Raw genomic sequence first — 16826 nt, forward strand, 5'->3', positions numbered from 1 at the left:
TAGCCTCGCTCTTCTCAGAGGGGAGAGCGGAAATGTGGCGCTATCTGGTGGGAGCGGGCGGTGCACTGCTGCTGGTCGTGGCGGGTCTTTTCCTGTTTCGCGGGTCCGCCAGTACCGGAAACAGCCTTCCAAAGGCGCCCGTGGCGGCAATCGCGTCCGAAACGGAGCAGGATGTTCCGGGGGAGCCGCCGAGCGCCGCCGCAAAGACGCGCGAGCAGAAGCGGTTCGACCGGATCGACAAGGACAAGAATGACGGCATCAGCAAGGACGAGTTCTTCGCCCTGCGCCGCAAGCTGTTCGCCCGGCTCGACACCGACCGGGACGGGAAGCTGAGCTTCGAGGAATGGTCGGTAAAGGCGGTGGAGCGCTTCGCCGGGGCGGACAAGGACAAGTCAGGCGTGCTGACCCGCGCCGAATTCGCCACCACCGCCGTGAAGCGCAAGCCCAAGCCGCGCTGCGTCTGCGCGCCCGCCGGAGCGAAGGCGCAGACGCCGGCGGCTCAGGACGCTGCGGACGACAGCGAGGGCTGAGCCATCCAGCCGGTCTTCGCCTCGCGGGCGCGATCGGTGTACATCAGCTTGCGATCGGCCTTCTTCGTCTTGCCCGGGATCGGCGGGAACAGGCCGAAATTGACGTTCATCGGCTGATAGGTCTCGGCTTCCGCCTCTCCGGTGATGTGCGAGAGCAGCGCGCCCAGCGCCATCTCGCGCGGCGGCGCGGTCAGCGTCTCGCCGGCGAGCTCGGCCGCGGCGAAGCGCCCGGCGAGCAGGCCGATCGCCGAGCTTTCGACATAGCCTTCGCAGCCGGTGATCTGGCCGGCGAAGCGGATATGCGGCGCGCTCCGGAGACGGAGCTGGCCGTCGAGCAGTTCGGGCGACTTGATGAAGGTGTTGCGGTGGAGGCCACCCAGGCGGGCGAACTCGGCATTCTCGAGCCCCGGGATCGTGCGGAACAGCGCAACCTGCTCGGCATATTTGAGCTTGGTCTGGAAGCCGACCATGTTCCAGAGCGTGGCGCTGGCATTGTCCTGGCGGAGCTGGACGACCGCATAGGGCCAGCGGCCGGTCTTCGGGTCATCCAAGCCGACGCCCTTCATCGGGCCGAAGCGGAGCGTTTCCAGCCCGCGCTCGGCCATGACCTCGATCGGCATGCAGCCTTCGAAATAGGGGACATCCTCCCACTCGCGGAACTCGGTCTTCTCGCCGGCCATCAGGGCGGCGTGGAAGGCGTAATACTGCTCCTTGGTCATCGGGCAGTTGATATAGTCCTTGCCCGTGCCGCCGGGGCCGACTTTGTTCCAGCGCGACTGGAACCAGGCCACGTCCATGTCGATCGAGTCCCGATGCACGATCGGGGCGATCGCATCGAAAAAGGCGAGCTGGTCCTTGCCGGTGGCGGTGCCGATGCTCTCGGCCAGGCCGGGCGCGGTGAGCGGTCCGGTGGCGACGATCGTCAGACCGCTCTCGGGTAGCTTGTCGATACGCTCGCGGACGATCTCGATGTTCGGATGCGCCATCAGCGCGGCGGTGACGCCGTCGGAGAAGCGGTCGCGGTCGACGGCGAGGGCGGAGCCGGCGGGGACCTTGTGGATGTCGCCCTGCGCCATGATCAGCGAGCCGAGGTCGCGCATTTCCTGGTGGAGCAGGCCCACGGCGTTGCTCTGGGCGTCGTCCGAGCGGAAGCTGTTCGAGCAGACCAGCTCGGCCAGGCCCTCGGTTTGGTGCGCCGGCGTCATCGTGCCGCCGCCGCGCATTTCGGAAAGGCGGACCTTGAAGCCCTTGTTGGCCAGCTGCCATGCGGCTTCCGAGCCGGCCAGACCGCCGCCGATGATGTGAATGTCGTGCATGGGGACGTCCGGTAGCGCCAAGCTTGGCAATGCGCCAGTCACACGGCATCAAGGGCGAATGGACCGCACCCGTATCGACCCGCTCTTCGCGCTCGCCCTGATCGCCGGCGCCACCTATTACGCCAATGTCTGGCTGGCGGCGGGCGGGACCGCCGCGGTGGTGTGGAAGGGCGCGGGCGTGGCGCTGCTCGCCTTCTGGGCACGGGGCAAGGCGGCAAACGGTGACGGGCGGGTGCTCGGGGCCGTGCTGGCGCTGGGCGCGCTGGGCGACGTGCTGCTCGAGCTGCAGGGCATGGCGGCGGGCGGGCTCGCCTTCCTCGCCGGGCATTTCCTCGCTTCCTATCTCTATCTGCGCCACAAGCGCGTACCCGCCGCCCAGTGGATCGCGCCGCCGGTGGCGATGGGCATGGCGCTGCTCGCCTGGTGGGTGTTCAAGGGCGGCTATCAGGTCGAGCTGCTCGCTTTCTATGTGTTCGGCCTGTCGCTAATGGCGGCCTCGGCGATGCTCAGCCGGCTCGGCACGCTGGTCGCGGCGGGCGCGCTGCTGTTCTTCGTGTCCGACTGGCTGATCTTCCTCAACGAAGGGCGGATGCTGCCGCCGCTGGTCGCGTCGCTGCTGGTGTGGCCGACCTATTTCATCGGCCAGGCACTGATCGCCTGGGGCGGCGTTCATGCCCTGAACCAGGAGACGCCCACGGCATGAGGATCTTCACCATCGGTTATGAAGCGACGACGATGGACGAGTTCATTGCGGCGTTGCGCAAGGCCGGGGTGGAGCGGGTGATCGACGTGCGGGCGGTGCCGCTGTCGCGGCGGCCGGGCTTCTCGAAGAACATCCTCGCGGCGAGCCTGAAGGACGCGGGGATCGACTATGTGCTGCTCAAGAACCTCGGCACGCCCAAGCTGGGCCGCGACGCCGCCAAGAAGGGCGATGTGAAGACGCTGCGCGGCGTCTATGCCGGCCAGCTCGAGCTGCCCGAGGCACAGGCGGAAGCGGCGAGGATGCGGGCGCTGGCGGCGGAAAAGCCAAGCGCATTGCTCTGTTTCGAGCGCGATCCGGCCCATTGCCACCGCACCCTGCTGCTCGCCGCGGAGGGCGAGGGTGCCGAGGTGGTGGATCTGTTTCCCTAGGGCCCGGAAAGGCCGGGGCGGCCGTAATGTCAGGGGGAGATTCGGCCGCCCCGTAGGTTTGGGGGACCGGCGTCACAGAGGGGCAAGGCGCCGGCCCGCTCCCCTCTGACGGCCGGGTCTTGCAGCGGTGTTTCAGTTTGTTGCGCAGTGCCTCAGGCTGTTACGCTGGCCTCGACGCTCGGCAGCGCGAAGCTGAACATCGCACCGCCCTCGGGCCGGTTCTCCGCCCAGAGCCGCCCGCCATGCGCCTCGACGATGGTGCGGCAGATCGGCAGGCCGAGGCCGGTGCCGCTTTCCTTGGTGGTGCGGAACGGCTCGAACAGATTGTCGAGGATCGCGTCGCTGAGGCCCGGGCCGGAATCGGCGATCCGGACGATCACCTCATGTTCCTCGGTCCGGGCCGTCACACTGACTTCACGCAGCGGGCTATGGCTGGTCGCCTCGACCGCGTTGCGGATCAGGTTGGTCAGCACCTGCTCGATCTGGAGCGCATCGCCGATCAGCTCGGCCTCACCGGTGTCGCAGTCGCACTCGATCGTCACTTCGCGCGAGACCTTGAGCTGGCGCACCGCGGTGCAGGCGGTGCGGATCACGCGATCAAGATCGAGATGCGCCTGGTTGACCTCGCCGGTGACGGTGAAGGAGCGGATCTTGCGGATGATGTCGCCGGCCCGCAGCGCCTGCACCCGAGCCCGGTCGAGCGCGTCGAGGATGTCATGATCGGGATCGCCGCGCGAGCGGGTGAGGTAGCGGCAGGCCTCGAGATAGTTGGTGATCGCCGCCAGCGGTTGGTTCAGCTCGTGCGCCAGCGTCGACGCCATCGCGCCCATCGCGTTCAGGCGGGCGAGGCGGAGCAGCTTCTCATGCGCCTCGCGCAGCTGCGCCTCCGCCTCGATATCATGCGTGATGTCGATGATTAGGCCGAGCAGCCGCGGCTGGCCATTGTGCGGATCATAGCGACCCTGCAGCGTCACCCAGCGGATCTCGCCATCGGCCATGGTGAGGCGCAGCGTCATGTCGAGCGGCCCCTGGGTTCGCCGCGCATGGACGATCGCCTTGCGCAGCTCGATGACCTGATCGATCCCGAGCCGATCGGCGACATCCGCCAGGCGATATTCGCCCTCGTGCCATTCGAGCCCGAACAGGCGCGCGCTTTCCGGCGAATGGCGCGAGCCGCCACGGATCAGATTGATCTCCCAGACCCCCACGCCAGCCGCTTCCTGGGCAAGGCGGAGCAGTTTCTCGCTTTCCTCGAGCGCGCGCTGGGCGGCGATGCGGCGCGACACGTCGAGGATCACCACCGCGATATAATCCGGCGCGCCGTCGCCCGCCCGCACCATGTTGGCGGTGCAATGCACCGGACGCAGCTGACCATCGGGCAGCCGCAGCATGCGATCGTCCGAATAGAGCGGAATTTCACCACGGGCGAGCGCCTGGATGCCTTCCTCGGTCGACGGCCATTGCTCCGCGGTGCCGACCTTGCGGCAATTCTGCCCGAGCAGCTCATTGCGGGGATAGCCGGTCATCTCGCAGATCCGGTCGTTCACTTCGAGGAAGACGCCCTCGAGCGAGAGGCGGGCGACGCCCACGCCGGCCTGCTCGAACACGGCGCGATAGCGGCGCTCGGCCTCCTCCAGCCTGCGCCGCGCCTCCATCTCGGCAGTGATGAACTCGCTGGTTATCACGACGCCGGCGATCTGGCTGTCCTCGTCGCGCCACGGGTGGAAGCTCCAGCGGACATAATCGACAGTGCCGTCCGGATGATGCAAGGCATCGCCATTGCCCGAAAGCGTCTCGCCCGCCAGCACGCGCGCATATTGCTGCCGACGCTCCGGAGCGCAGGTCGGAAAGACCTCGAAATGGCTGCGCCCCTCTATCGACACGCCCTCGGGCAGGCGGAAATCGGTGATGAAACGCTTGGACGTGGCGACGAAGTGCAGATTCCGGTCAAGGATCGCCACCGCCGAAGTCGCATCGCGGACCATGTTGGTCAGGTTCAGCCGCGCGATCTCCAGCCTGCGCGCCGCCAGGCTGAGCTTGTCCTCCGCATGGCGCTCATCGGCATAGGCAGCCAGCAGGAATATGGTCGCACAGGTCACCGCGACGAATATCTGGGCCAGGAGCTGGCGATGGTCCGACGCCGCAGTGGAGAAGGGGCCGGTTTCGATCTCGGTGCTCCACAGCACGATCAATGCGCTGATCACCACCGACGTCGTCGCGCCCCGCAGGTGCCATCCCAGCGCGGCAAGCACCAGCGGTGGGAAGATCGCCCAGCTCATCGGGCTGCCGGTCGTCGTAAGGAAGGCATGGGCGGCGATGGCGCCGCAGAACAGCATGACCGCGACGAAGCCCACCCAGCGCAAGGGCGACCAGCGCTCGCGCGGCGGGGTCGCCCACACAAGCACCAGCGGCGCCACAAGGATCATGCCAAGCCCTTGCTGCGCGAACCTGTCAATGAAAGTAGCCGGTTGCCCCACCACCGTCGCGCCAAGCGCGACTATCGTGGCCGCGACGAGCGAGCCGGCAACCGCGGCCAGGAAGATCCAGAGGATCGAACGCGGATCGAGCAGTTCATTCGGGTTGATGCCACGGCGCTTGATGAGCATCGCGGTGACCAATGCACCGAGCGCCAGCCCCATTGCCCGGAAAAGCTGCTCGATCAGCGGGAAGGGAGACTGGAACAGCCAATAGGTGAGCAGCACCGCCACCGCGAGCAGTGGCCAGAATCGCGTGCTGGTGAGCAGCAATCCGCCGACCGAAACGCCGATGGCGAGCCCGATGGGAGGGCTATGGCCGGTAGAGCGATGCCAGAGAGCCCAGGCGATGCAGCCGGCCAGCGCACCGACGAACAGCTGCAGCGCCGGGAGCACCGCCGCAAACCAATTCTCTGGCAGACGCTCCCTCACCGTTGCCAAGCAAAACTCCGCGCAAAGCGTAGCCAATCCAGGATGCTGACAGCGATGTAAATCCGTTAATTAACGGAGCGGTTCCGTAATATTCGATCAAGCAGCGGCTTTTCTGCGTTCAGCCATTTCCTCATTGAGCATTTCGGCAAGCAGGAACGCGAGCTCCAGGCTCTGTCCCGCATTGAGGCGCGGGTCGCAATGCGTGTGGTAGCGATCAGCCAGGCCCTGCTCGGTGATGTCGATCGCGCCACCGGTGCATTCGGTGACATTCTGCCCCGTCATCTCGGCATGGATGCCGCCGGCGAAGGTACCCTCCGCACGGTGCACGGCGAAGAAGCCGCGGACTTCGGCCAGGATGCGATCGAACGGACGGGTCTTGTAGCCGTTCGCGGCCTTGATGACGTTTCCGTGCATCGGATCGCAGCTCCACACCACCGGATGCCCCTCGCGCTTCACCGCACGGACGAGCTTGGGCAGTCCGGCCTCGATCTTGTCGTGGCCATAGCGGGTGATCAGCGTCATCCGGCCCGGTGTGCGGCTCGGGTTCAGCGTATCGAGCAGGCGCAGCAGCGCGTCCGGCTCCAGGCTGGGGCCGCACTTCATGCCGATCGGGTTGCCGATGCCACGCAGGAACTCGACATGCGCCGACCCCTCGAACCGCGTGCGATCGCCGATCCACAGGAAGTGCGCGGACGTGTCGTACCAGTCGCCGGTCAGCGAATCCTGGCGCGTCATCGCTTCCTCATAGGGGAGCAGCAGCGCCTCGTGGCTGGTGTAGAAGCTGGTCGCCTTGAGCTGCGGCACGCTGTCCGCATCGATGCCGCAGGCGGCCATGAAGTCGAGCGCCTCGCCGATCCGGTCGGCGACATCGGCGTACTTCTTCGCCCAGGGGCTACGACCCATGAAGTCGTGGGTCCATTTATGGACCTGGTGCAGATTGGCATAGCCGCCCTGTGCGAAGGCGCGGAGCAGGTTGAGTGTCGCCGCCGACTGCGAATAGCCCTGGAGCATTCGCTGCGGGTCGGGGATGCGCGCCTCGGGGGTGAAGGCGATGTCGTTGACATTGTCGCCGCGGTAGGACGGCAGCTCGACGCCGTTGATCGTCTCGGTATCGGCCGAGCGCGGCTTGGCGAACTGGCCGGCCATGCGGCCGAGCTTCACCGTCGGCAGCTTCGAGGCGAAGGTGAGGACCACCGCCATCTGGAGCAGCACGCGGAAGGTGTCGCGGATGTTGTTCGGGTGGAACTCGGCGAAGCTCTCGGCGCAATCGCCGCCCTGGAGCAGGAAGGCCTCGCCGCGCGACACCTTGGCCAGCTCGCTGGTCAGCTCGCGCGCCTCGCCGGCGAAGACGAGGGGCGGGAAGGAGGTCAGCTGGTTGGTCGCCGCGTCGAGCGCGCCCTGATCGGGGTAATTGGGCAGCTGGCGCGCCTCGGCGGCCTTCCAGCTCGAGGGGCTCCAGCTTGCATGCATGTCATTCTCCGCGTCGCGCACAGTCACATTCCAGTCGGCATGGCCGGCAATGCCATGCGCGGCGATCAGGTTCGCCACCTTGGCATTGGCGCGCTTGCCATCCTTCTCCCAGCCCTGGACGGTAGAGCCCGGAATATCGAACCAGGCGCCAAAGGCAGCGCGGGTGAGGGAGCGTTCCTCGCGGAAGCGGCGGATCTTGGTGCCTGCAAGTGTCGTCATAGTGCAGGCGCCTTACCCCCGCTGGGTAAAATCCTGCAAGCGAAAATTTCCCCAGCAGGGTAATTCATGCGCACTTGCAGTCGCCACGGTCTCTGATAGCCTCGCATACGCCGGAATCGCAGGCCGGCAGCGACGCGGCCATGCGTCGCAAGGAACGTACATAGCGGCACGCACCGTCCGACGGCCCAAAGGGCGCGGACCGGGAAGCGCGCTGCGACGGGAGAGGCAGGAAGCTCAGCGGGAGAGTTTCGTGCCCAAAGTTCTTTTGCGCGTACCCAGTCTCGAAGGAAGTGCCCGGTGACCGCGGTTGCCTGGGTGGAAGCGCTCGCGGCGATGCTTGCCGCCGGGCTGGTAGCCGGGTTCGCCGGCGGGCTTTTCGGGATCGGGGGCGGATTTGTCGTCGTGCCGGCACTGTTCGCGGTGCTGCCGCTGCTGGGCGGCAGCCCGGACGAACTCGCGCATGTCGCGATCGGCACTTCGCTGGCCACGATCGTCGCGACCTCGATCCGCTCGGTCCACGCCCATGCCAAGCGCGGCGCGGTGGACTTCGACGTCCTGAAAAGCTGGGCGCCGTGGATCGTGCTCGGAGTCGGCGGCGGCGTGCTGCTGGCGGCACGGGTGCCGGGCGCGGGGCTGGCCGCGATCTTCGGCACCGGCGTGCTCATCATGGCGCTGCACTTCCTGTTCCCGCTGCTCGCCGAGCGTCAGCTGGCGACTGCCATGCCGGGCGGTGCCGCGCGGGCGGGGATCGCGGGCGGGCTTGGCGCCTTTTCCTCGCTGCTCGGCATCGGCGGCGGCACGATCGCGATCATCGTGATGACGCTGTGCGGCAAGTCGATCCACCGCGCGATCGCCACAGCCTCGGGCATCGGCGCGATCATCGCCATTCCCGGCGTGATCGGCTTCATCGCGATCGGGCTGGGCAAGCCTGGGCTGCCGTTCGGCTCGCTGGGTTTCGTCAACCTGCCGGCGGCACTGGTCGTCACCTCGACCACGCTGATCTCGGCGCCCTGGGGCGTCGCCGCCGCGCATGCGCTCAGTCCGTCGCTGCTGCGCCGGATCTTCGGATTGTACCTCGTGCTGATCGGGATCGTGATGATCCGCAACGGACTCAAATGATGGAGGCGAAGATGGTCGAGCTTTCGAGAAGGACGCTGATCCGCGGCGGTGCCGCAACCGCGGCCTGCGCTGCATTCCCGCCGCGCCTTGCCTATGCTGCGGCGGGGGCCGAAGCGCCGCTGTTCGGGCCGGCGGCGGATATCGCGCTGCTCTCGCGCAACGAGAACCCCTATGGCCCCGCGCCGAGCGCGATCGCGGCGATCGCCGAATGGTCGGCCAAGGGATGCTATTACGCCGACACCGCCGCCAGGAAGCTGACCGCGATGATCGCCGAGCGCTTCGGGGTGACGCCGGATCATGTCGCGCTCGGCAGCGGCTCGACCGAAGTGCTGAGCGCGGCGGGGCTCGCGCTGAAGGGCAAGGGCGCGATCCTGTGCCCCGAGCTGTTCTGGGATACGACCGCGCTTTATGCCGAGGCCAAGGGCGCGAAGCTGAAGCGGGTGGCGCTCAAGCCCGATCTCGACATCGATCTCGATGCGATGGCGGCGGCGGTGGGACCCGATGTCGGGCTCGTCCATATCTGCAACCCGAACAACCCGACCGGGCGGCTGCTCGACGGCGATGCGATGCGGGCGTTCGTCCGCAAGGTCGGGCCGAGCGCGACGGTGCTGGTCGACGAAGCCTATATGGAGCTGACCGACAGGCCCGACTACAGCTCGGTCTCGGCGCTGGTGAAGGAGGGGCACAACCTGCTCGTCTGCCGCACCTTCTCCAAGATCTACGGCATGGCCGGGCTGCGCGTCGGCTTCGCGATCGGCCAGCCCGAGACGATCGCGACGATCCGGAAATACGAGATGAGCTTCGGCGGCAATACCGCAGGGCTGGCGGCGGCGATCGCCTCGTACAACGACACCGCCTTTACCGGCTTCTCGAAGAACCGGATCCTGGAAGGGCGCGGGCTGATCCTCGATGCGGTGAAGAAGGCGGGACTGACCGCCGCGCCGAGCCAGGCGAACTTCGTCTATGTAAAGGTGCCCGATGCCGATGCGGTGCAGAAGGCGATGGCGGCCAAGGGCATCCAGATCCGCGGCGCCTATGGCAAATGGTCGCAATGGTCGCGCGTCTCGACCGGCAGGATCGAGGACGTGAAGCGCTATGCCGCGGCGCTGCCGGAGGTGGTGGGAGCCTGATCGCGGGGAGGGCGGGGCATGCCCGGCTCAGTCGGGCAGCGTCTCGCCCAGCTTGTCGTACTGCAGGCTGATCCCATGGAAGCGGGAGCCATTATCCTCATAGCCGTCGAGATAGATACCGTGCTCGGTATGGAGCAGACGGGTTCCGGCGCCGTCTGGTTGCAGCTCGATCGAGCACAGGCTCACCGAGATCGGCTTGCCGTTCAGCTTCATGCGATAGGCATAGACGATCCGGCTGTCGGGCACGATGTCGTGATAGGAGGCGTCGAAGCGAGTGACCGTGCCGCTCTTCCACTGGCCCTCCAGATGCTCGGTGCCGCCGACCCGGAAGTCGAAATGGCGATCGACCATGTCCCAGAGTTCGTTCGGGCCAGAGAACCAGCGCGCCTTGCCTTCCTCGCTGGCGAAGGCGGCGAAGACCCGGGCCGGGGATTGCTTGAAGCGGCGCTCGATGACGAACTTGTCGTGGACGGCTTCGGCCATGCTCAATTCTCCTGATCCTCGGCGTCGAGGAATTTGGCGAGGCGATCGTAACGCGCTTCGGTCGCGCGGCGGCGCTCGATGATCCATTGCTCGACCGCCGCAAGGGCGAGCGGCTCGAGGGTGCAGGTGCGGACGCGGCCCTGCTTCTCGGTGCGGACCAGCCCGGCGCCCTCGAGTACCCGGACATGCTGGAGGAAGCTCGGCATCGCCATGGTGAAGCCGGATGCGAGATCGCTGACGCTGGCCGGGCCGTCGCCCAGCCGCTCGACCACCACCCGGCGGGTGGGATCGGCAAGCGCGGCAAAGGCAGCGTCGATTTGGTTAGGCATGCACCTAACTAATCTTCACCACCTCGGTTGGGCAAGCGGAAATCAATAGCCGGCGGCGAGATCGACTTCGTTGCGGAGCGGACGCCCCTCGACGAACGCGTTGATGTTCTCGACGAACAGGGCCGCGGCGCGGAGGAACATGCGCGTCTGGCTGCGACCCGACAGGTGCATCGAGTGGATGACGTTGGGCGTGGTCCACAGCGCATGCTCCGGCGGCAACGGCTCGGGCGTAACGGTGTCGAGAAAAGCGCCGGCGATGCGCCGCTTGGTGCAGGCCTCGATCAGCGCGTCCTGGTCGATCAGCTCGCCGCGACCGACATTGATGATCCAGGCGCTCGGCTTGATCGCCGCCAGTTCCTCGGCGCCGATCATCGCGCGGCTGGCATCGGTGGACGGAGCGGCCAGGAACACCCAGTCAGTCTCGGGCAGCAGCGCGCGCCAGGCATCCGGGCCCACCGTGCCTTCGGCACCTGAACGGGTGACGCCGGTCACTTCAACGCCGAAGGCCTGCAATCGCTCGCCGATCAGCCTGCCGATCGTGCCATAGCCGATCACCAGCGCCTTGCTTTCGAACAGCTCGAGCTTGCCCGGCGCGTCCGTAGGCCATTCCTGGCGATCGGCGGCGCGGACGACCTGGTCGAAGCGCTTGGCGGCGACCAGCGCGCCCATAACCGCATATTCGGCGACGGTATGCGCATTGACCCCGCTGCCATTGGTCACCCGGGTGCCGCGTTCGCGCAGCAGCGCGGTGTCGAGCACGTCGAGCCCGGCATAGATGGTCGACAGCCATTGGAGCCGCGTCGCCGCGGCTACGTTCTCCGCCCAGATCTGCGGATTGTTGTGATCGAGCCAGGCGATATCGGCATCGGCTACCGCGGCGCGCGCTTCCTCGGGCGTAGCGAACCAGGCGATATCGAGGCCCGCCGGCAGTTGCGGCTCGACGAGTGGCCGGGCGAGCGCGGGGAGGACGGCCTTCATCGGCCGAGCCCTGTGCCCGCCGGCTCCAGCTGCTCTTTCCGCATCGCCCTGCTCCTAACCATTCAGGCCCGTATTTGGCGAAAGCGGGCGGGGGGATGCAAGGGCAACTGCGAGAAATCCGGCCGCCCGATACGGCCTATTGCCGGATCACATAGCTGTTGAAGATGCCGTCCAGTTCGCGCTTCTGCCGCTCATTGGTGGTGCGGGTCAGCTGGGCGCAGGCGCTGAGCGCAATATTGTCGCACTTGTTCCTGACACTCTCCTGCTCCTCGGCATGCCGCGCATAGGCCGCGTCATAGGCCTGCTTATAGCCGGGCTTCATGTCGAGAAACGGCTGGTACCAGTGGATCCAGCGGTCGATCTTGTTGCGCGCCTGCTTGGCGGCGAATTCAGCTTGCGCGAGCCTGCGCGCGGCCTGGAGATAGCGCTCTTCCGCCACTTTGTAGTTCTTGTAGAAGCGCAGCGGAACCAATGGTCCCAGCAAAGGGTCATCGCCAGGCTTATTGCTTTCCGCCGCCTCCTTGGCTGCCTTCGCCGCCCGGAAGCGCTCCGAGGCACGATCGGCAGCCTTGCGCAGCTCGTCGATCCGCCGGAAGGCATCCTCCAGCCTGGCGTGGAGCGCATCGACATTGTCATTGACGATGATGTCGTTCTCCATCCGCTCGATGAGCACGCCAATCTCGGCTATCGGCTTATCCACGCTTCCGAGCTCGGGTTGCGGCTGCACAGCCTTGGCGACAGCGTGGATCGCCAAGCGATAGGCAGCGAGTGCCTCGCCATAGGCGGCGACCGCGCTGACGTCTTCGTTCTGGTCCTGGGTTGCCCGCTCGAGGCGTTCGCGGCGCCGCTCCTCGACATCTTCCCGGGCAATTTGCTCGGCGGAGGGCGCAGGCGTCGCAGCTGCGCGGTCGCTGCCCTGGCCGGACCTTCGTGCACCCGGTCCGGCACCACCTGCACCGTCCGCGCTGCCCGTAACGCGATAGCGCCGCACGACCTCGTTCATGCGGAGGACGATCGCCATGCAGGCGGCGGGACTGGTCGCCGCTTGTGCCGCATCGTAATCGAGCTGCAGCTGGTCGTTGACCTCAGAAGGCGTGGAGGAGGGCAGCGCCGAAATATCGTCCGCCGCCTGCTGCAGCGCCGCCGCGCAGTCCTGCATCGGGAGCGGCGCGGCTCGCGCCGCATCGTGAGCACTGCCCTGTGCGACGACGAGGAAAGCCAGAAAAGCGGACAGGCCGGCGAGGCGGGTGTGGTTCGATCGAGACATGGACGGCCCTGCGGTGAAAGTTCACCCCGCCCTTGTGATTTGCCGCCACCAGAAGGAACGTCGCTGCGACAAAATCGGCGCTGCCTGCGCCCGCCAACGCTTCAGGGCTGACCCAGGGGTCAATTGCGGCGGAACTGCCAGTTCACTCCACCGGAACCGCGAACCGAGAGCACGCCGGCGGCCAGCGAATAGCGATAGGTCTCGGTGATGGCCGCAACGGCGCCAGTGCCGCTCTTGCCGCAGCTGCTCCGCCAGGTCTCGGTGCCGCCGCTCGTCGCGAAACTGATCTTGCCGCCCGCGATCGATACGCGCCCCTGCTTCACCTGGTCGATCGTCCGGGCGCAACGCGCGCCCTCCGGCTGCACCTTGGTGATGCGCCAGCTATAGCCGCCGTCAGGGCGGATCGACAGGTTCATGCGGCGGTCGACACGCATTGGCGTCGCTTCGGTGACGATCGTGGTATTGGTATACGAGCCGGTGCCGACCGTCCCGCCCAGGCTGGTGCCGTAGTTGGGCGTCATGCTCGGCTGCAGCTTGAACTTCGGCGCGATCACCAGTTCCTGCCCGATCGAGGCCTGGGACCAGCTGCCGGCGAGCTCTGGTTCGTCGCCATTGGCCCAGACCGTCGCGGCGGCGAACAGGGCAGGGACGACGAGCAGCGTGACAAGGACAGGGTAGGGCTTCATCGGGGCGACTCCGGACAGGGACGACGCCTGTCCGGTGCAGCCATGGCGACGGAAACCCAGCCGGCATCGACCAAGCCGGTCGCCGGCGCTGCGAAGCCTGCCCGCTGCGATTAAATCGCCGGCTTCCAGTCCCAGCCGAGCGGATCGCCGTCCATCACCTCGATACCGGCGGCCGCAAGCGCATCGCGGATCGTGTCCGAGCGCTGGAAATCCTTCACCAGCCGGGCTTCCTTGCGCTCGACCAGACGATCCTCGATCTCCTCGGCGGTGATCGTCGCACCGGCGGGGCGGACGCGGAGTTCCTCGCGGGTCAGCTCGAGCAGGCGCAGGCCGAGCACCGCATCGAACGCAGCAAGGCCGGCGAGGCGATCGGCGGGCGACAGCTTCTTCTCGGCAAGCATCTCGTCGAGCGCGGGCAGTGCCTTGGGCGTGTTGAGATCGTCCGACACTGCCTCGTCGAGCCGCTCCAGCCAGTTGACCGGAGCAGTGCCGTCTCCCTCGGCTCGCGCCTTGAGCGCGCTCACCGTCATCACCAGTCGCTTGAGGCGGGTGAGGGCGGCGGCGAGGTTCTCGGCCGAGAATTCCAGCTCGCTGCGGTACTGCGCCGAAAGGCACATCAGGCGATAGGCGAGCGGATGCACGCCCGCGTCGATCAGCGACTGCAGCGTGGTGAAGCCGCCCTTGGACTTGGACATCTTGCCCTGGCGGTCGACCAGGAAGTTGTTGTGCATCCAGAAATGCGAGCCGGTATCCGAGCAACCGCAGAACGCCTGGTTCTGCGCGATCTCGTTGGGGTGGTGGATCTCACGGTGATCGATGCCGCCGGTATGGATGTCGAACGGAGCGCCCAGATATTTGATGCTCATCACCGAGCATTCGAGGTGCCAGCCCGGCGCGCCTTTGCCCCAGGGGCTGTCCCATTCCATCTGGCGCTGCTCGCCCTGCGGCGACTTGCGCCAGATCGCGAAGTCCTGGGGATGACGCTTGCCGGCCACCGGATCGATCCGCCCTTCGGCGGCGTCATCCTGGTTGCCGGCAAGGCGGCCATAGTCGGGCACGCTGGTCGTGTCGAAATACAGGCCCGACTCGAGCTCGTAGCAATGCTCGGGCGCGATCTTCTCGGCGAAGTCGATCATCTCGGCAATGTGATCGGTCGCCACCGACCAGCGGCTCGGCTGGCGGATGTTGAGATCCGAAATGTTCTGCTTGAACGCTGCGGTGTAATGCGCGGCGATGTCCCAGATGCTCTTCGCCTGGGCCTTGGCCGCCGCTTCCATCTTGTCGTCGCCGGCATCGGCGTCGCTGGTCAGGTGGCCGACATCTGTGATGTTGATGACATGGGTGAGGGGATAGCCCTTCCAGGTCAGCACCCGGCTCAGCGTGTCGGTGAAGACATAGGCGCGCAGATTGCCGAGATGGGCGTAATTATAGACCGTCGGCCCGCACGAATAGACGCGTACGCCTTGCGCGGGGTCGAGCGGCTGGAAGGATTCCAAACTGCGGGTGAGCGAATTGTAAAGCGTGAGCTGGGCGCCGGTCATTCCGGAGGCATTAGCGGCTCGCGCCCGGGCTGCAAGCCTCAGGCGGGTTCGGCCACGGTCTCCACCGTCTGCACCGCCTGTTCCAGCGCGGCGCGGACCATCGCGTTCCAGATCAACGCCGGATCATCCCCCGCCTCGCGCCCGGCCGCGACCATCTCGCGAGTCGGCTCGCGCAGGGTACGCAGGATCGCCATCGCCCGCTCGACCTCGACCGGCCAGATCCGCTCGACCATGAGCCCGACCGGTTCCACCGGTTCCTCGAACGCCTCGCCATTGGGGCTCAGCATCTCGGCGGCGATCACGCGCGCGATCCGCTCGACGGGCGAGGTAACGGAAACATCGGTCATAAGCGTTCCTGTTCGCGGAGTTCAGACCCGCGGAAACGCATGAGCAGGCGGGAGGTTCAGGCGGCCAACGCCGCCTCGCCCTGGCGACGGATAAGACCATTGCCGGAACTGCCCCCCGCCATCAGCGGCAATGCCGTCGCGCAGAACGCGCATTCAGCGGTCAGCCGGCCGATGACCCAATGGGATCCCCCGCAGCCCGGACAATAATTCTGCTGCTGCGGACGATACGCGACACGATAGCCGGTAAGAGCGTGTCGGATGCCGAAATCGTACATGCCTCGTCTCCCGATAATCGGGAGGTCAACGGCACGGAATCGTGATTTGTTCCGCGTGCGGGTCGGTACGTCGCCGACGGGCCGTGCGAATCCGTAGATGAGTTGCAGGAAAGCCACACCGGCACAGCCAAAAGGTGACGCGTCATGGTGGGGAAATAGAGTGGAGGCCCGAGCCGGAATCGAACCGGCGTGCAAGGATTTGCAGTCCTCTGCGTCACCACTCCGCCATCGGGCCTCGGAGCGAGGGGCGGCAATGCGCAGGTGCTTGCGGTCCTGTCAACATTGCAGTGCAAAAATAGCTGCGCGCATTGCTTGGCGAAGCCATATGAAGGGGATACAAGCCGCCTACAGAAACAGTGTATTGCACAACTAATACGGTTGTGCCAGATATCCGGAGTGATGATGGCTCTTTCGGTCGATACCGCGCCTGCCGAGGCGAACCGCTTCGAAGTGATGCGCCACGCGATGGTCGCCAGCCAGCTGCGCACCAACGCGGTCAATGATGTTCGCGTGGTCGAGGTGATGGCACGCGTTCCGCGCGAGGACTTCCTGCCGGAAGAGAATCGCGCGATCGCCTATCGCGACACGCTGCTGCCGCTGCCCGGCGGCCGCAGCCAGAACCTGCCGCTGGCGACGGGCCGGCTGCTGACAGTCGCGAATGTCCGCCCGACCGACAAGGTGCTGCTGATCGGCGGCGCCGGTGGCTATGCCGCCGCGCTGCTCGCCGACCTCGCCACGTCGGTGGTCGCGGTCGAGGAGGAGCCGGCCCTGGCCGCGCTCGCCCGCACCGCGCTGGCCGGCTATGCCAATGTCGAGCCGATCGAGGGTCCGCTGGCCGCCGGCCACGCCTCGGAAGGCCCATATGATCTTCTGGTGGTCGATGGCGCGGTCGAGGAGCTTCCCGCCGCGCTGCTCGACCAGCTCAAGCCCGATGGCCGCGTGGTCACCGGTATCGTGGATCGGGGCGTCACCCGTCTCGCCACCGGTCAGCGGACCGAGGGGGGCTTCGGCCTCACCGACTTCGCCGACATCGAATGTGCAGTGCTTCCTGGTTTCGAACGCCTACGAACCTTTAAATTCTGATCTGAAGAAGAGGCTC

At 66.6% G+C, this 16826-nt stretch carries 17 protein-coding genes and 1 tRNA gene; 6 read left to right on the forward strand and 12 right to left on the reverse strand.

Annotation, left to right across the window (positions count from 1 at the left end; all coding sequences use genetic code 11):
- Window positions 1-32: 32 nt before the first annotated feature.
- Window positions 33-530, forward strand: coding sequence for an EF-hand domain-containing protein (locus O3305_RS04370; RefSeq protein ID WP_269575295.1), 498 nt, complete (start codon window positions 33-35; stop codon window positions 528-530).
- Here the strand turns inward: O3305_RS04370 and trmFO are convergent.
- Entirely contained in the window at window positions 500-1846 is a 1347-nt protein-coding gene (trmFO, locus tag O3305_RS04375) for a methylenetetrahydrofolate--tRNA-(uracil(54)-C(5))-methyltransferase (FADH(2)-oxidizing) TrmFO (RefSeq protein ID WP_269575296.1), read from the reverse strand. The two genes, O3305_RS04370 and trmFO, sit on opposite strands and share 31 nt — an antisense overlap.
- 58 nt (window positions 1847-1904) lie before the next feature.
- Here trmFO and O3305_RS04380 point away from each other — a divergent pair, with 58 nt between their 5' ends.
- Window positions 1905-2549 (forward strand): lysoplasmalogenase family protein, encoded by a 645-nt coding sequence (locus O3305_RS04380; RefSeq protein WP_269575297.1) that lies wholly within the window; start codon window positions 1905-1907, stop codon window positions 2547-2549.
- Complete coding sequence (locus tag O3305_RS04385) at window positions 2546-2977, forward strand: DUF488 domain-containing protein (protein WP_269575298.1); 432 nt, start codon at window positions 2546-2548, stop codon at window positions 2975-2977. Before O3305_RS04380 ends, O3305_RS04385 begins: the two co-directional genes overlap by 4 nt.
- 152 nt (window positions 2978-3129) lie before the next feature.
- Here the strand turns inward: O3305_RS04385 and O3305_RS04390 are convergent, their stop codons facing one another.
- Both O3305_RS04390 and O3305_RS04395 read right to left on the reverse strand, forming a co-directional pair.
- The gene (locus O3305_RS04390) at window positions 3130-5883 is read right to left on the reverse strand and encodes a sensor histidine kinase (RefSeq protein WP_269576455.1); all 2754 of its coding nucleotides are present in this window, start codon (window positions 5881-5883) and stop codon (window positions 3130-3132) included.
- A 96-nt stretch (window positions 5884-5979) separates the two neighbouring features.
- Window positions 5980-7353, reverse strand: coding sequence for a class II 3-deoxy-7-phosphoheptulonate synthase (locus O3305_RS04395; RefSeq protein WP_184168277.1), 1374 nt, complete (start codon window positions 7351-7353; stop codon window positions 5980-5982).
- A gap of 552 nt (window positions 7354-7905) precedes the next feature.
- On the opposite strand from O3305_RS04395, the gene O3305_RS04400 reads away from it, so the two are divergent.
- Together O3305_RS04400 and O3305_RS04405 are read left to right on the forward strand one after the other, a co-directional pair.
- Window positions 7906-8691 carry a sulfite exporter TauE/SafE family protein gene (locus O3305_RS04400; RefSeq protein WP_269576456.1) on the forward strand — a complete coding sequence of 262 codons (786 nt, stop codon included), beginning with the start codon at window positions 7906-7908 and terminating at the stop codon, window positions 8689-8691.
- Window positions 8692-8702: 11 nt separating this feature from the next.
- Window positions 8703-9821, forward strand: a complete 1119-nt coding sequence (locus O3305_RS04405) for a pyridoxal phosphate-dependent aminotransferase (protein WP_269575299.1) — start codon at window positions 8703-8705, stop codon at window positions 9819-9821.
- Between the two features lie 27 nt (window positions 9822-9848).
- On the opposite strand, the gene O3305_RS04410 is transcribed toward O3305_RS04405, so the two are convergent.
- From O3305_RS04410 to O3305_RS04450, 9 genes are all read right to left on the reverse strand, one after another.
- Complete coding sequence (locus O3305_RS04410) at window positions 9849-10304, reverse strand: SRPBCC family protein (RefSeq protein WP_184166265.1); 456 nt, start codon at window positions 10302-10304, stop codon at window positions 9849-9851.
- A gap of 2 nt (window positions 10305-10306) precedes the next feature.
- Entirely contained in the window at window positions 10307-10633 is a 327-nt protein-coding gene (locus O3305_RS04415) for an ArsR/SmtB family transcription factor (RefSeq protein ID WP_269575300.1), read from the reverse strand.
- Between the two features lie 42 nt (window positions 10634-10675).
- Window positions 10676-11611 carry a D-2-hydroxyacid dehydrogenase gene (locus tag O3305_RS04420; protein ID WP_269575301.1) on the reverse strand — a complete coding sequence of 312 codons (936 nt, stop codon included), beginning with the start codon at window positions 11609-11611 and terminating at the stop codon, window positions 10676-10678.
- A gap of 136 nt (window positions 11612-11747) precedes the next feature.
- A complete protein-coding gene (locus tag O3305_RS04425) occupies window positions 11748-12878 on the reverse strand; it encodes a hypothetical protein (protein ID WP_269575302.1) in 1131 nt (376 codons plus the stop codon).
- A 119-nt stretch (window positions 12879-12997) separates the two neighbouring features.
- A complete protein-coding gene (locus O3305_RS04430; RefSeq protein WP_269575303.1) occupies window positions 12998-13564 on the reverse strand; it encodes a hypothetical protein in 567 nt (188 codons plus the stop codon).
- Window positions 13565-13674: 110 nt separating this feature from the next.
- Window positions 13675-15105 (reverse strand): cysteine--tRNA ligase, encoded by a 1431-nt coding sequence (cysS, locus tag O3305_RS04435; protein ID WP_269575304.1) that lies wholly within the window; start codon window positions 15103-15105, stop codon window positions 13675-13677.
- 38 nt (window positions 15106-15143) lie between these two features.
- Window positions 15144-15452 carry a hypothetical protein gene (locus O3305_RS04440; protein WP_269575305.1) on the reverse strand — a complete coding sequence of 103 codons (309 nt, stop codon included), beginning with the start codon at window positions 15450-15452 and terminating at the stop codon, window positions 15144-15146.
- Between the two features lie 56 nt (window positions 15453-15508).
- Window positions 15509-15727, reverse strand: coding sequence for a hypothetical protein (locus O3305_RS04445; RefSeq protein ID WP_269575306.1), 219 nt, complete (start codon window positions 15725-15727; stop codon window positions 15509-15511).
- A gap of 161 nt (window positions 15728-15888) precedes the next feature.
- Window positions 15889-15962 (reverse strand) — tRNA-Cys (locus O3305_RS04450).
- 164 nt (window positions 15963-16126) lie between these two features.
- Between O3305_RS04450 and O3305_RS04455 the strand changes: the two genes are divergently transcribed.
- Entirely contained in the window at window positions 16127-16810 is a 684-nt protein-coding gene (locus tag O3305_RS04455; RefSeq protein ID WP_269575307.1) for a protein-L-isoaspartate O-methyltransferase family protein, read from the forward strand.
- The last annotated feature ends 16 nt before the right edge of the window (window positions 16811-16826 follow it).

The organism is Sphingomonas sp. NIBR02145 (assembly GCF_027359115.1).
Classification (GTDB): domain Bacteria; phylum Pseudomonadota; class Alphaproteobacteria; order Sphingomonadales; family Sphingomonadaceae; genus Sphingomonas; species Sphingomonas kyeonggiensis_A.

Coding starts and splice junctions, on each gene's coding strand:
- O3305_RS04370 (WP_269575295.1), top strand. CDS start 33: ATGTGGCGCTATCTGGTGGGAGCGGGCGGTGCACTGCTGCTGGTCGTG.
- trmFO (WP_269575296.1), bottom strand. CDS start 1,846: ATGCACGACATTCACATCATCGGCGGCGGTCTGGCCGGCTCGGAAGCC.
- O3305_RS04380 (WP_269575297.1), top strand. CDS start 1,905: ATGGACCGCACCCGTATCGACCCGCTCTTCGCGCTCGCCCTGATCGCC.
- O3305_RS04385 (WP_269575298.1), top strand. CDS start 2,546: ATGAGGATCTTCACCATCGGTTATGAAGCGACGACGATGGACGAGTTC.
- O3305_RS04395 (WP_184168277.1), bottom strand. CDS start 7,353: ATGCATGCAAGCTGGAGCCCCTCGAGCTGGAAGGCCGCCGAGGCGCGC.
- O3305_RS04400 (WP_269576456.1), top strand. CDS start 7,906: ATGCTTGCCGCCGGGCTGGTAGCCGGGTTCGCCGGCGGGCTTTTCGGG.
- O3305_RS04405 (WP_269575299.1), top strand. CDS start 8,703: ATGGTCGAGCTTTCGAGAAGGACGCTGATCCGCGGCGGTGCCGCAACC.
- O3305_RS04410 (WP_184166265.1), bottom strand. CDS start 10,304: ATGGCCGAAGCCGTCCACGACAAGTTCGTCATCGAGCGCCGCTTCAAG.
- O3305_RS04415 (WP_269575300.1), bottom strand. CDS start 10,633: ATGCCTAACCAAATCGACGCTGCCTTTGCCGCGCTTGCCGATCCCACC.
- O3305_RS04420 (WP_269575301.1), bottom strand. CDS start 11,611: ATGAAGGCCGTCCTCCCCGCGCTCGCCCGGCCACTCGTCGAGCCGCAA.
- O3305_RS04425 (WP_269575302.1), bottom strand. CDS start 12,878: ATGTCTCGATCGAACCACACCCGCCTCGCCGGCCTGTCCGCTTTTCTG.
- O3305_RS04430 (WP_269575303.1), bottom strand. CDS start 13,564: ATGAAGCCCTACCCTGTCCTTGTCACGCTGCTCGTCGTCCCTGCCCTG.
- cysS (WP_269575304.1), bottom strand. CDS start 15,105: ATGACCGGCGCCCAGCTCACGCTTTACAATTCGCTCACCCGCAGTTTG.
- O3305_RS04440 (WP_269575305.1), bottom strand. CDS start 15,452: ATGACCGATGTTTCCGTTACCTCGCCCGTCGAGCGGATCGCGCGCGTG.
- O3305_RS04445 (WP_269575306.1), bottom strand. CDS start 15,727: ATGTACGATTTCGGCATCCGACACGCTCTTACCGGCTATCGTGTCGCG.
- O3305_RS04455 (WP_269575307.1), top strand. CDS start 16,127: ATGATGGCTCTTTCGGTCGATACCGCGCCTGCCGAGGCGAACCGCTTC.